Origin of the sequence: Marinobacter flavimaris (assembly GCF_045057155.1) — a bacterium.
Lineage (GTDB): Bacteria > Pseudomonadota > Gammaproteobacteria > Pseudomonadales > Oleiphilaceae > Marinobacter > Marinobacter manganoxydans.
Genome location: NZ_CP171359.1, coordinates 4428459 through 4441704, shown reverse-complemented (window position 1 = coordinate 4441704; position 13246 = coordinate 4428459). Strand labels below are relative to the sequence as shown.

The 13246-nt window shown below is 57.8% G+C and carries 12 protein-coding genes; all 12 read right to left on the bottom strand.

What is annotated here, in order from left to right:
• Nucleotides 1-17: 17 nt before the first annotated feature.
• Nucleotides 18-599, bottom strand: coding sequence for a hypothetical protein (locus tag ACGK9W_RS20765; RefSeq protein WP_405418502.1), 582 nt, complete (start codon nt 597-599; stop codon nt 18-20).
• A complete protein-coding gene (locus tag ACGK9W_RS20760) occupies nt 600-1829 on the bottom strand; it encodes a type II secretion system F family protein (protein ID WP_405418500.1) in 1230 nt (409 codons plus the stop codon). It abuts the gene before it with no gap.
• A complete protein-coding gene (locus ACGK9W_RS20755; protein ID WP_405421126.1) occupies nt 1829-3598 on the bottom strand; it encodes a GspE/PulE family protein in 1770 nt (589 codons plus the stop codon). Before ACGK9W_RS20755 ends, ACGK9W_RS20760 begins: the two co-directional genes overlap by 1 nt.
• A complete protein-coding gene (locus ACGK9W_RS20750; RefSeq protein WP_405418498.1) occupies nt 3598-4761 on the bottom strand; it encodes an MSHA biogenesis protein MshN in 1164 nt (387 codons plus the stop codon). Before ACGK9W_RS20750 ends, ACGK9W_RS20755 begins: the two co-directional genes overlap by 1 nt.
• Nucleotides 4758-5597, bottom strand: a complete 840-nt coding sequence (locus ACGK9W_RS20745) for an ExeA family protein (protein ID WP_405418496.1) — start codon at nt 5595-5597, stop codon at nt 4758-4760. Before ACGK9W_RS20745 ends, ACGK9W_RS20750 begins: the two co-directional genes overlap by 4 nt.
• Before the next feature lies 1 nt (nt 5598).
• Nucleotides 5599-7311: a pilus (MSHA type) biogenesis protein MshL gene (gene mshL / locus ACGK9W_RS20740; RefSeq protein WP_405418494.1), complete on the bottom strand. Its 1713-nt coding sequence runs from the start codon at nt 7309-7311 to the stop codon at nt 5599-5601.
• Between the two features lie 17 nt (nt 7312-7328).
• A complete protein-coding gene (locus ACGK9W_RS20735) occupies nt 7329-7676 on the bottom strand; it encodes a hypothetical protein (protein WP_405418492.1) in 348 nt (115 codons plus the stop codon).
• A gap of 1 nt (nt 7677) precedes the next feature.
• Complete coding sequence (gene gspM, locus ACGK9W_RS20730) at nt 7678-8367, bottom strand: type II secretion system protein GspM (RefSeq protein WP_405418490.1); 690 nt, start codon at nt 8365-8367, stop codon at nt 7678-7680.
• On the bottom strand, nt 8367-8972 hold the full coding sequence (locus ACGK9W_RS20725) for a PilN domain-containing protein (RefSeq protein WP_405418488.1): 606 nt from the start codon (nt 8970-8972) through the stop codon (nt 8367-8369). The genes gspM and ACGK9W_RS20725 overlap by 1 nt, the downstream gene beginning before the upstream one ends.
• The gene (locus ACGK9W_RS20720) at nt 8969-9901 is read right to left on the bottom strand and encodes a hypothetical protein (protein ID WP_227499687.1); all 933 of its coding nucleotides are present in this window, start codon (nt 9899-9901) and stop codon (nt 8969-8971) included. Before ACGK9W_RS20720 ends, ACGK9W_RS20725 begins: the two co-directional genes overlap by 4 nt.
• 304 nt (nt 9902-10205) lie before the next feature.
• The gene (locus tag ACGK9W_RS20715) at nt 10206-11891 is read right to left on the bottom strand and encodes a reverse transcriptase domain-containing protein (protein ID WP_405418486.1); all 1686 of its coding nucleotides are present in this window, start codon (nt 11889-11891) and stop codon (nt 10206-10208) included.
• Nucleotides 11892-12706: 815 nt separating this feature from the next.
• Nucleotides 12707-13231 (bottom strand): single-stranded DNA-binding protein, encoded by a 525-nt coding sequence (ssb, locus tag ACGK9W_RS20710; protein ID WP_008174919.1) that lies wholly within the window; start codon nt 13229-13231, stop codon nt 12707-12709.
• Nucleotides 13232-13246: the final 15 nt, after the last annotated feature.

Genomic DNA, 13246 nt, shown 5'->3' with positions numbered 1-13246 from the left:
TGTGTCTGTCCGTCTGCTCAGCGTTGCGCATCCTGTGTTTGCGCTGCTTCTTCTGTCAACGACACCGGGGCCAGTTTTAACCCCGTCAGCCGTTCTTCTTGCTCCCGCTCACCATTCCCGTTGCGGTCTGCAAATTCCGTTGTCACTGCCCAGGCCAGAGGCTGTTCTTCATTGGCTTGCCGACCATCTATGGTTATTGGCTGCCCTGGTTTATAAATTAACCAGCCTTTGGGCCCGTATTCTGTTTCTTTTTGTTCGCTTACCCGGAAACACCAGGTTGCCGGCGCCAGTTTTTCGCCCTGGCATCGCCCAGCGTAATTACCCCACTGGTGCTCCACCAGCTCAAAGGGGTTGATGCCCCGGTGCTCAGCAAGGCGGCCGTTACGGCTCAGCATCACTTCTGCGCCTTTGATCACCAGGGCCGATCTAAGCTGGCTGATCACCATGTTGGCGGCCCGCTCTTCGGCATTTCGGGTTTCCCGTTCCAGCACGCCAAGCAAGAACCACCAAAGCACACCGAGAATCATCAGCACCACCGCAAAACGAAACTTGCGGGAAAGCGCAAGCCCGCTGGCGCCCGACGTCCTTGCCGTTAGCACTCAGCCCCGCCCCATGGCGGCGGCCCCCAGGTCCCAGATCGGGAGGAACACGCCCAGTGCCAGAATCAAAACCAGGATGCCCATGGCCACAATCAGTATGGGTTCAATCGACTCCGCCAGCCGTTTCAGGCCGTAGTCCACATCCTCATCGTAAAAATCCGCCACGTTGTTGAGCATGTCGTCCACGGAACCGGTTTCCTCACCCACGGCAATCATCTGCAGAATCAGCGGGGTGAACATTTCGCTGTGCCTGGCTGTTCTGAGCAGGCTCTCGCCCCGCTCGATGCCGGCGCGCATATCTTTAATATGAGTCGAGATCCAGGCGTTATCCGTCGTGTCAGCCACCACGGTTAACGCAGTTGTTACGGGCATGCCGGCGGACAGCATGGTAGCAAAGTTCCTGGCGAACCGACTGAGCGTGATCAATTCCAGCAACGGTCCGATAATCGGCAACCTGAGTTTGTAACGATCCCAGGTCAGCCGGCCCTGTTCGGTCTGTTTCCACTGCCGCAGCAAGAGCCCGCCAGCGGCAACCGCGAACAGCATCACGTACCAGTAGGCCAGCAGGAAATTGGAGGTGCCAACCAGTACCTGGGTCAGGAACGGCAAGTCTGCCCCCAGCTTGTTGAACACCGATGCGAATTTGGGGATAACCAGAAAGTTCACGATCATCAGAGCCGATAACAGGGCGATGATGACAAACATCGGATAACGCATGGCCTGCTTCAGGCGCCGCTTGGTATCCCGCTCCAGCTCGAGAATCTCTGACAGGCGCCGGAAAGCGTCGTCCAGCATCCCGGTGTTCTCGCCTACGTGGATCATGGCAATGAACAGCTCCGAGAAGACTTTGGGATGTGCCTGCATGGCCGTTGCCATGGTGGTGCCGCCTTCAAGCCGGGTGGTCACATCCTCCAGAACTTCCGCCAGCACCGGTGAGCGGGTGGTTTCCGCCAGGCCGCGCATGGTTCGGATCAGGGGGATGCCAGCCTTGGTCAGGGCATGCATCTGTCGGCAGAACACTATCAATTCATCAAGGGTGACCTTCTTGCGGAAGATCGGCAACCGGTTCAGTCGATCAATAACCGACTCCGTTTCCTGCACCTCGCGAATGGCAAGCGGGGTAATACCCCGGCGCATCAGCTCAGTGGCAGCGGCATCGGCATTCGGCGCGCCCAGCAAACCCTGTTGGACACTGCCACGATCATCCTTGCCCCGGTAGCTGAACTGCATCAGGCACCCCCCCCGATCGGCTCATCCGGCAGGGGAACTTCATCCTCGGGTGAGAACTCGCCCTCAGAGGTAGCCGCTACCCGGGCCACTTCTTCCAACGTGGTTGTCCCCTGCAGCGCAAAGTCCATGGCGCACTGCCCCAGCGGCCGGTACAGGGGGCTCAGGCGGGCCGCTTTGGTGAACTCCGAGACATCCTGGCGTCGAAGAGCATCCAGCATCGCCTCGTTCATTTCCAGCATCTCATAAACGCCGATACGGCCCTTATAGCCGGTGTTGCTGCACTGGTAGCAACCACGGCCATGAACGAATCCGGCTTCCATATCCAGGGGATCCAGATCAAAACTGCGCAGCCAGACCAGCTCCTGTTCCGTGGGCGTGTAGGCCTCGGCACAGTTGTCACAGACCCGACGCACCAAGCGCTGGGCAACAACACCGAGCAGCGAACTGGCCACCAGAAAGGGTTCCGCGCCCATATCAATCAGCCGCATGGCACTGCTGATGGAGTCGTTGGTGTGCAGGGTGGAGAGTACCAGGTGGCCGGTCATGGCCGCTCGCAGGCCGATCTCCACGGTCTCACGATCCCGCATCTCGCCGACCAGGATCACGTCCGGGTCCTGTCGCAGGGCGGCCCGAAGTACATTGGCGAACTCCAGACCGATCTTCGGGTTCACCTGTACCTGGGTAATACGGGGCAGGCGATATTCCACCGGGTCCTCGGCGGTGATAATTTTCACTTCCGGGCGGTTGAGCTCGGTCAAAGCGCCATAGAGCGTCGTCGTTTTACCGCTACCGGTGGGGCCGGTCACCAGAATCATGCCGTGGGGCTTTTTGATCATCCTGCGGAACCGTTCCAGCAATTGAGACGGCATCCCGGTGCCGTCGAGGTTCAGCATGCCCTGGCTCTGGTCCAGCAGACGCATCACCACCGATTCGCCATACTGAACGGGCATAGTGGATACCCGCACGTCGATACTGCGGCCCTTCACCCGAACGTTGAAGCGCCCGTCCTGGGGCATCCGCTTCTCGGAGATATTCAGGCCGGCCATGAGCTTCAGGCGCAGGACCAGCGCGGCATTGACCCGCTTTTCCTTCATCACCTGTTCCTGAAGCACGCCATCCACCCGCTGCCGGATGCGGACAACTGCTTCGTCCGGCTCGATGTGAATGTCCGAACTGCGGGCCTGAACGGCGTCCTCGAACAGCGTTTGCAGAAGCTTGACCACCGGCGCTTCAGCGCTTTCGGATTCGGCGGACAGATCCGCCAGGTCGAAGGCATCGTCGCCCAGTTCGTCTTCCAGCTCTTCCGCCAGCGACGCAATCTCATCGGTCCGCCGGTATACCAGATCCAGGGTGCTCAGCAGCTCGCTTTCCCGCACCACCGCCTGTTTGATGGGCTGCTTGAGAATGCGGACCAGCTCATCGTAGGCAAAGATGTCCAGGGGATCGGCCATGCCCACCAGCAATTCGCCGCCATGCTCTGCCAGCACAATGCTACGGAACCGACGGGCCATGGCTTCCGGGAGTTTTTTCACCAACTCGTTGTTGAACTGGTAGTGGCGCAACTGCACGAAAGGCACATCAAGCTGACGGGACAGAATATTGAGCAGGCTGTCCTCATCCACGTAGCCAAGATCCGTCAGCGTCTTGCCAAGCTTGCGCCCGGTGCTTTTCTGCTCTCGCAGGGCGGTCATCAACTGCTGTTCAGTAATGACATCATTCTGAACCAGCAGGTCGCCTAACCGGACTTTCTTTTTCGGCTCTGTCGTCATCATCCCGCCTGCAACGCTTTCAGTCGTTCACGAACATAATCCGCCAGGGACGGCGAAAGCCCGGGTAACTGCGCGGCCTGGCTGTAGGCCCGGACCGCACCGTTTATCTCGCCGCCCGTTTCAAGGGCAATTGCCAGGCCCACCCACCAGGCTGCACGGCTGTCGTCCTCGGCAATGAGAGCCGACCAATGCCTGGCGGCGTCGGTATTGCGGCCTGCCTGCTGCAGCAGGGTCGCCAGAGTTACCCGATACTCCGCGTTCTGGTCTACAGCGGGCACATTGCTCTCAAGGGTGGCGAGCGCGTCGGGCAGGCTGCCCTTGGCGTGGAGTGCCCGCGCCCTGAGAAGTCGCAGATCGGCATCGCTGTCCGCCACCGATTCCGGGAGCCACGCCAATGCCCGGTCCGGCATTCCCTGAACCAGCATCTGACGGGCAAAAACTTCCCGGCTGGCCGTCACGGCCTGGGTGGCTGCCAGTTCCCGCAACCGCTGCTCAGCTTCCCGGTTTTCGCCGCTTCGAAGTAACGACGACAACTCCCGGCTGACTCGACGGTCGAGGGCTTCCGGCGTCTCACGTACCTGTTTCACAGGCGGAGTTGGCGCCTCTGCTTCTTGCGCTGGCTTGTTCTCTGCCACCACCGGCTTACTGGCGGGGGTTTCCGGTTCGGTAGCCTCGACTCTGACCGGTTCGGGCTTTGACTCCGGCTCACGCACCTTGGCCACTTTCTGGGTCACTTTCTGGGCCATTTCCTGAGCTTTTGGTTCAGGCGGGGCCGCAGCGTCGGGCTCGGGAGCCGGTGGCGGTTCGCGGACCGGCTCATTCCCGATTGGGGAAGCCACTGGCTGCTCGGCGACTTGCCTGACGTCCGCCGGTTGCGAATCAACCGGGACGTTCCCGCTCCCGGCATGCTCACCGGTGTTCGGCTCTGAAACGGTTTCAGACGCTGGGCCGGTGCTTACCTGGGCCGGCATTGCTTCACCACTGTCCCGAGTCATGAACCAGAACACTGAGGCGCCGATCAAGACCGCCGCGAGCAGTACCAGTATCCATAATCCATAGCGACGGTTACCCGGTGGCCGCGAATGGCCGGCATAGGCCGCAGCCACCTCCGGTCGGCTCTGACGCTGTTCTGCTGCGCGCAGGGCATCGTTCAGGAGGCTCATAACCACCTCCCGATAAGGCCAGGCGAGCGGACGCTCTCGGTATCGCGGATAGCCTGCAGGGCATGGCCTCGCTCAATCAGACGGTCGCCCCGGCCCCAGGCCGCCAGCATGGATTTGTGAGCAAGAATATTAACCAGCCTTGGAATACCACCGGAGGCCCGGGTAATCAGCCGCAGGGCAGCCGGGGCAAACAGATCGGCGCCGTTGTAACCGGCCTGAGCCAGGCGATGGCGCAGATACTGGGCAACCGAGTTGCGGTCCAGCGGTGCAAGACGATAGTGGAACGTGATGCGCTGGTTCAATTGGCGCAGGCTCTGCTTCCTTAGCAACACATCCAGCTCCGGCTGGCCAAACAGGACCACCTGCAGCAGCCGGACACTCTCGGTCTCGAGGTTCGTGAGCAGGCGCAACGCCTCAATGGTCTCCTCCGGCATTGCCTGGGCCTCATCGATCACCAGGACGACCGGCTTCTGCTCCATGGCGTGGGCAATCAATCGTTCATTGATGGCCTTGAGAACCTGGTGGGCATTGGCGCATCCGGACATATCCACACCCAGCTCTTCGGCCACCGCTTCATAAAGGGTATCCGGAGCAAGTTGGGGATTGGGAATATAGGCGGTGTGGGCAGTCTGCTCTAGTTCGTTGAGCAAAAGCCGGCACAACAGGGTTTTGCCTGTACCGACCTCTCCGGAGATCTTGATGAAGCCCTCCCGCTCTTTCAAGGCCACCAGCAACAGTTCCAGCGCATCGCCATGGCTGGGCGCCCGCAGAAAATAGCGGGTGTTGGGCGTCAATGCGAACGGTGCTTCCTGCAGTCCGAAATGGGCTTCGTACATGCTATCGAACGGCTTTCTCCGGTTCCGGTGTGACGGATTCAGACGATTGCAGCAACTCGCGCAGCACATTCATGCGCTCCCGGCTGGCAGAAACATCCGCGTTCATCTCCGGCGTTCCGGCCACGACCGGGCGCAGAAGGATCACCAGCTCGCTCTTGCGCGACTGGAACCGCCGCTGCTTGAACAGTTCGCCCACCAGCGGGATCTCGCTGAAGAAGGGAACGGCGGAATTGTTGTCCTCACTGGAGTTCTGGATCAGACCCCCGATGACCACGATCTGCCCGCTTTCGGCACGGATAACGCTGTCGGTTTCACGAACCGTGCTGCTCGCCAGAGGCAGCGTAACGTCCCGCTCGCCAATGGTGATCACCTTTTCCTGATCGGTCACCTCACTCACGGAGGGGTGTACATGCAGGGTGATCACGCCGCTTTCAGAAATCTGGGGAGTGACATCCAGCGAAATGCCCGAGAAGAAGGGGGTCAACTCCACGGAGGTTGATGTTGAATCTGTGGCTGTAACGGCGGAGTTGTTGTCATCAAAATCAATGTCCGTCACGAAGAACTCGTCGGTACCCACCTTGATCACGGCTTTCTGATTGTTCACCGTTGAGATTCGGGGGCTGGAGAGAATCTGCACATTGCCCTGTTCTCCCAGCAGTTCAATCAACCCGGTGAAATCACCGGCGCGCACGCTGGCAGAAAACAGGCCTCCGATATCGGATGTCTGAATGACCTGGCCAGCCAAAGCCTGCGCGGTGAAATCCTCCGGCAAACCATCCGAGGCGGTAATGCTGGACGCGCTCTGGATATCCGACCAGTTGATGCCCTGCTGGTACCCCTGGTTAAGCGCGATCTCCAGAATCTTGGCTTCCAGGATCACCTGACGCTGCATAATCAACTCAGTGCGGCGCAGGTACTCCTCAACCATGCGCAAATCCTCGGAACCGGCCCGGACCATAACCAGGCCGGCACCCGGATTCACGATCACCTGTTGGCCGTCGCCGCCACCGACAATCATGCTCAGGGCGCTTTGAATGTCTTTCCAGAAATCCGACGCCGTTTCCGTGGAAATGGTGGTTCCCACCAGGTTGCGGGTCTCGCCGGAACCAGTGCTGTCGCCATTGCTATTGGAGTTACCGGAACTGCCACTGCGCGCGCCCGTCACCTGCCCGGAACTTACGCGGGTCTCGGAGCCGCCCTTGCGTTTGAAATGCAGGTAATCAATGGGGAACATCCGCGTCTGGACCTGATCCGCCTGAACACGGAACAGCCGGCCATTGCGGCGGATATCCAGGCCATACAGGTCACCGGCTATATCCATAACTTCCGGTACGGTGACATCACCCAACCGGAGATCGATGCTGGTAGTGACATCGGGATGGACCACCACGTTGTAACGGGTCCCCTCGACCAGCGATTCAAAAAAGCTTGCAGCAGGCACTCCCCGGGCATTGACGTCAAAACGTTCGTCCAGATCCGCGCCGCCGGACAGTGACGGCAGCAATGCTGCGCTTACGTCCGCAGGTAAAGGTGCTGAGGCCTCGGTGGATGCTGGCGCCGCCGGTTCTGGTTGCGTGGCCTCTTCAAGGCTTTGGTCAATAGCGTCCGCAGCATCGGTTGAGGTAGCCGTTGCCGACCGCATCAACGGATTGTTGCTGCACGCCGTCAACACCAGACTCAACGCCAGTGCACCTGTGATTTTAATGGTTGTCATGAGTATCCGATTGTCTGTCATTGAGTTCCCCGAACCTGCGGAAGTCTCTCCAGGTACAACACCCGTTCGCGGCCGTTATCCGTGACCAGAACCCGATTGGCGTAGATCCGGATAACCCGCACGTTGTCAAAACCCTGGCCTTCCCTGAGGGCCTCACCTTCGATTACGGCGACTCGCCTGTCCTTGCTGAAAAGAATGGAATCCAGAGCCAGTGACCGCTCTGGCGCCGGCTGGGCAACTGTGGCCTGCGGACCGGGCGGGCGGGTCGGATCCTGCAGTGCATAGGCCGGGCCCGCACAAAAAAACATAGAGCCGAGCGCCATGCCAAACCACCAACTTGCTGTCTTATTCAGGCGTCTGCTCATCTCATACCCCCAGCCAGGCCTGATCCAGGCTCAGTGTTTGCACCCTGATGACCGCCTCTCCCGAAGGCCAGTCTCCCGCGCTGTATTCCAGCCTGATCCAGCCGAGGCGCTCATCCATTGCCTCCAGCCGCTGCAGGTAATTCAGTACATCGAGGTAGCTCCCTTTGATCCGGAGCTCGACATCGTGGGCATACAGCAGTGGCTCAGGCGCAGCCTGCGACTCCTGAGACGACTGCTCCGGTGCATCCGGTGCGAAAACCGGGGTTGGAGTCTGTAACTCGAGTGCCTGTAATTCCAGCGATTCCTGGGCCGCCAGAATATTCCTGAGCAGTGCCACCATCGCTGTGGGCGCGATCAGTTGCCCCGTGGTATCCGCGATCTGCTGATCGAGCCGTTCCAATCTCTGTTGCCGGGCGTTTAGCTGATTGCGCAACTCCCGGGAGGGATCGGTCGCGAGCTGTGCATTAAGCGTCTGTTGCTGCGCAAGCAGGTCATCCCGACTGTTGGACAGCATCTGGAGGCGATTCTCCAGGTTCTGATGCCGTTGCTGCAACGGCGTAACCGCAAGCTCCCAGACGACAACCAGGACAAGCACCAGCGCCGTCAGCAGAATCAGTGCCCGCTCGCGAATCGGGCGCAGGTTATACCACTGCGCCGCTCGTGCCAGGGAGGTGTTGGACGCATCCGCCATCAGTTGGCCTCCCCGTCGCGTTTACTGGACACATGAAAATCGATCCACCGGCCCTCGTCCGACCGTGACAACCGGAATGCACCAAAAGTTTTTCCGGCAAAAGCTGCTTCGTCGCCCAGATTTTCAAGGTATCGGGGCACTAGAGCGCCATCACGGCTACGTCCCTCAATGGTGACTTTGTCCGGGCCCGACTCGAGAATTACGTCGGTTAGCCAGACGTCTTTCGGGATCTGCCGGGCCAGAGCTGACAGTTGCGGCGAAAAATTGCGGCCTTCCGAGAGCACCAGACTTTCCACCCGTTCCAGCAAACGCTGGCGACGAGCAAGAGTCTGGGTTACGCGGTTCAGAGCTTCCTCCACTTCCGCATCCGGCTGGCGAGCTTGAACCGCCGCTGAGAGCTCCGCCACGGCCTGCTCAAGTTGTTGATTCTGCTGGTCCAGACGCGAGGCCTTGTTGGCCATCACGGAGTTCTCGTAAGTCAGGAAACCGGCCACGAACGCCACCAGCAGCAACCCCACGAGCAGAACACCAACCGCCGTCCCCGCCTGAAGCCTCTCCTTGTACGGGCGAAGCTCATCTGTATACAGATTGACCTGCTGGATCATGGGCGACCGTCCTCCGGCATTGGCAAGCATGCGCTCCAGGCAGGCAGGCAACGACTGTCCAGATCGGCCTGAAGGCCCAGGGCGTTCCAGTCGAGGGTTTCGATACCAGCGGCTACATAGGAGGACAACATGGAGGCAAGTGGCAGAACACTGTCGCGGGCGACAAGACGGATCATCGCCGGCGGAACCTGGCCCAGCTGGCTTTCGTAGTAGTCGAGGGAACGCTGCATTTCCAGAGCCAACGACTGAACGGCCGATTCCTGACGGGCCGCATCACGCAGGTCTTCGGAGGTCACATCCAGTTTGCGCGACAGATACAGGGTATTGTCTCTGCAGATCACCATCTGGCCGTAATTGTCTTTCAGATGAACCAGTGCTGCCCCGCGTCGATTCTCATCCAGCCGGCACACCAGGTTTCGCAATGCCAGCTCGGCGATATCAATGCGCTCAAGCTCCAGGCCCGCCTCCTGAACCAGCCGAACCAGTTCCGAGACCAGAACTTTCCTGGCCGCGACTACGTTAACCAGCTCACCTCGCCCACGGGATGCGTCCCGGGGAAAGGGAAACACATCGGAAACGGCTTCGGACGGACTGAAGTCCAGAAAATCTTTCAACTTCCACTTGAGAGCATCGCCCAGTTCCGATTCCTCGATGCCTTCCGGGCGATCCATCTGGAACACCTGATACTGGTCCAGAGGCAGCACAAGCGTCGTCGCTGCGCCGGACCAACCTTCACTTTCCACCAATGCGGCGAGGGTTTCCAGACGTCTGGCAGGCAGACAATCGCTAAAGCCCGATCGCCCTGCTTCAGACCCGGCTGATTCCGCCCAGGCAATGCCGTCCGGACGAATCTCAAGACATACCCGCAGGCGTGCCCCGGAGTGCCTGAATAGGCCGGTCAATTTTCGTAATATCGGTGTCTTTGTCATGGGGTCCGCAAAAAGGATCCGAAGGCCACTCGCCAGCCTCGCGTGACTATTGTATTGCCCAAAAAACCGGCATTTTTCGCAATGGATTACATAATAGATGAGAAAGCGAACGTAACTCCACGTTTTTTAGCTGATTTCACACCGTTTTTGCAAGTCAGTAACAATAAAGCCCCCGCGATGCGGAGGCTTTATAGAGTTCGGATGCTCAAATACCGTTTGTCTCGTGGGGAGAGGTTGGGTAGGGCACGTGCGCCTCACAAAGAGGTTAGCCGTTGCCCCCCCACCGAACCGTACGTGCACATTTCTATGCATACGGCTCTCCAACAAGCTTTTTCCGGAAAGCGCGTAGGTCGGGTAGTGTCCCCTTGTGCAGATCACGGTGGCAGTCAAAGCATAGGACCAGGGTCTTTCTGCGTCTTGCCATCATGAGCCTTTTCCATGGCTCCGTACCCTTCGAGATGTCCTTCAGTTTGCGCACATGGTGCACTTCCAGACGACCCGAGGGTTGGGTGCAGTATTCACAGACACTAGCATTCAACCGGTCAAGCAGCTCCGTTCGCCCCGAGTATTTATAGGGGTTGGGGAGGATATCCACCTGACCTGGCCTAGGTGCAGCCCGGTTTTTCAGCTTAAACACCGTTGTTTCGAAGACTTTATCCCCTCGCCACTCCTTGAGAACAAAGGAGCCGTCCCCTCTTTTGAGTTGACTGGCGATTTTGGCCCTGCTCGTCTTGTGCTTTGCAGCAAGCGTTTTGAAGAGACTGTTCTGCCATATCCACTCTACCTTATTCAGGTAGAATTGCGGCGCGAGGTTGTAGTAGTTCGCAAAGCCTCTCAGCTCTGCGTTGTACTGACCAACAATCTCGGTGTCGCTATGGAATAGGAGCGCCTTCTTGGCCAACGCCTTTCCTGAGTCATAGAGACCGTAGCCCTTAAGCTCCACGAACTTCTGCGCTTTTTCCCGAGAAACCCCAAGATGTACGTGCTCGGTAATGGTACGTTTAGTTCCATGCACCTTGCTTCCATCAGCCTTATGACTGACCACGCACTTTACCCTCTTGCTTTCGCGCCGACAGACGACGGAATAGCCTAGAAAGGTAAATCCTTGTTTTGGGTCCACGATGCCAGATTTCTCTTGCGAGATTTCCAGCCTCAACTCCGTTTCCACGAAGCGGGTGACGTCTGCCATGATTGCTTTCGCTTCCTGCTTAGTGCCAATGACACCAATCAAAAAGTCGTCCGCATATCTGACATACCTCAGACGCTTGAAGCCGGGGTCGTCCATCAGCACACTGCTCATGTTGCCGAGTCTTTCCCCCCATTCCTGAATCTCACGCCGCCATATAGCAGCCTTTTCTTCAGTTATGTCGCTTCGCTCTTTGAGCCATTTTATCCGATTACTCCGATTGCACAGAAGTTTTCGGTATTCAGGGTTGGGTCTTCTCCGGCTGCCCATGCTGAACTCCTTGACCTTACTCACCATGAACTCATCGAGTTCGTGCAGGTAAATGTTGGCCAGAATTGGAGAGATAATCCCTCCTTGAGGTGTCCCGCTGTGCGTGCCGTAGTATCGCCAGTCTTCCATGTATCCGGCCTTCAGAAATCTCCGAACCAGGTTCAGAAACTTTCGGTCATCAACACGTTTGCTCATAAAATGCAGCAAGCGATCATGGTCGATATTGTCGAAGTACCCTTTGATGTCTACGTCACAGACCCATTTGGTTCCCTTCCAGCTATCCCTTATCTCATTGAGGGCGGTATGACATGATCGGTTTGGCCGAAAGCCAAAGCTCCAATCTGAGAAGACCGGTTCATAGATCTCCTCCAACAACATCCGCATTACTTCTTGGATGAGTTTGTCATCACCATTTGGCACCCCCAGAGGTCTGGTTTTGCCTTTTGGGTTCCTCGGGTCTTTCGGTATCTCCACTCTGCGGCAAGGACTTGGTTTGTAAACTCCGGTCTGGATCAAGTAGATCAGATGAGTCACCCGGTCTTCCCCGAATCCATCCAGCGTGTTTCCATTTACCCCTCGGGTCAAAGCCCCTTTATTGGCGTAAATGTTCGCATACGCTTGAGTCCACAAGTCCCTGTTGCTACACATGATCTTGTGCAGCTTCCTTACCTTGGCTCCACTTTTACTCGCTTTGCCTATACCACCTAGCGCATTGAGTGTTCTTTGAGATAGCACTGACTATCGAACCTCGCTCTATTGGCATGTTCTTGTCTGACTCCCTTCCCCCTTACGGTTGGACTTTCATTACTATTGCTAGAAACTTATATCCAGCTTTCAGGTCAGGTTGGTTACTGACTGCTAGACCCATTACAGGTCAACATTGGGTACTACGAAGTCTCCGTTGCCGTGCAGGCCCATAGTTGAGACCTGTTTAGGCAATCCCGCATTTCTAGGTAGTCAAGGTGCGTCCCACTTAGGTTCCACTTACGTCCCCTTAACACTCTCACCGAGCGCGTGTCACGTGGTTGGTTAGCCGGGTGTTCTAATCATCTCCCCGACTACACGTGAAGTGACCTCTCAAGAGTCATAGGTCACTGATATCCCGAAACCCACAAAGGACTATGGTTCAACCAATCAGGCTTAACCGTATGGGACTTGCAATGACGGGCGCAAGTTAGACTCTTTCACCGCCACCCGCCTTTTCCTGACATGCTGCACTCCCCTCCCTCTTTCGAGGTTCAAGCCCATTACTGGGCGAGGATAAGTCAGGTTTGCAATAGGCCTACCAACAGCCTATACTTGTAGCACGAATGCCGTAAGTGCTTGATTTACCTAGCAAAACGGCGCACTCAGAAGGGAATGTCATCATCAAAGTCGTCAACCGGTTCGGGCATGCTGCCCTGCGAAGGCTGGTTGCTGTAGCCACCGGATTGCGGTGGCGGATTGTTCTGCTGTCCAGCCGGCGCGTTGTAGCCGGACTGCTGAGGCCGTCCTGCCGGCGCACCCTGGCTCATTCCGCCTTCGCCGCCACGGCTGTCCAGCATCTGCATCTGGCCATTGATATCCACCACAACCTCGGTGGTATAGACATCCTGCCCTTCCTTGTTCTGCCATTTGCGGGTCTGAAGCTTGCCCTCAATATAAACCTTTGAGCCCTTTCGCAGGTACTGTCCCGCAACTTCGGCGATCTTGCCGAACATGACAACCCGGTGCCATTCAGTTTTCGGCACCAGCTGACCGGTCTGACGATCCTTGTAGCTTTCGTCTGTTGCAAGGTTCAGGTTTACTACGGCATTGCCGTTGGGGGTGTAGCGGGTATCCGGGTCCTGCCCCAGATTACCGATTAGGATTACCTTGTTTACGCCTCGTGCCATGTTCTGCTCCTGACT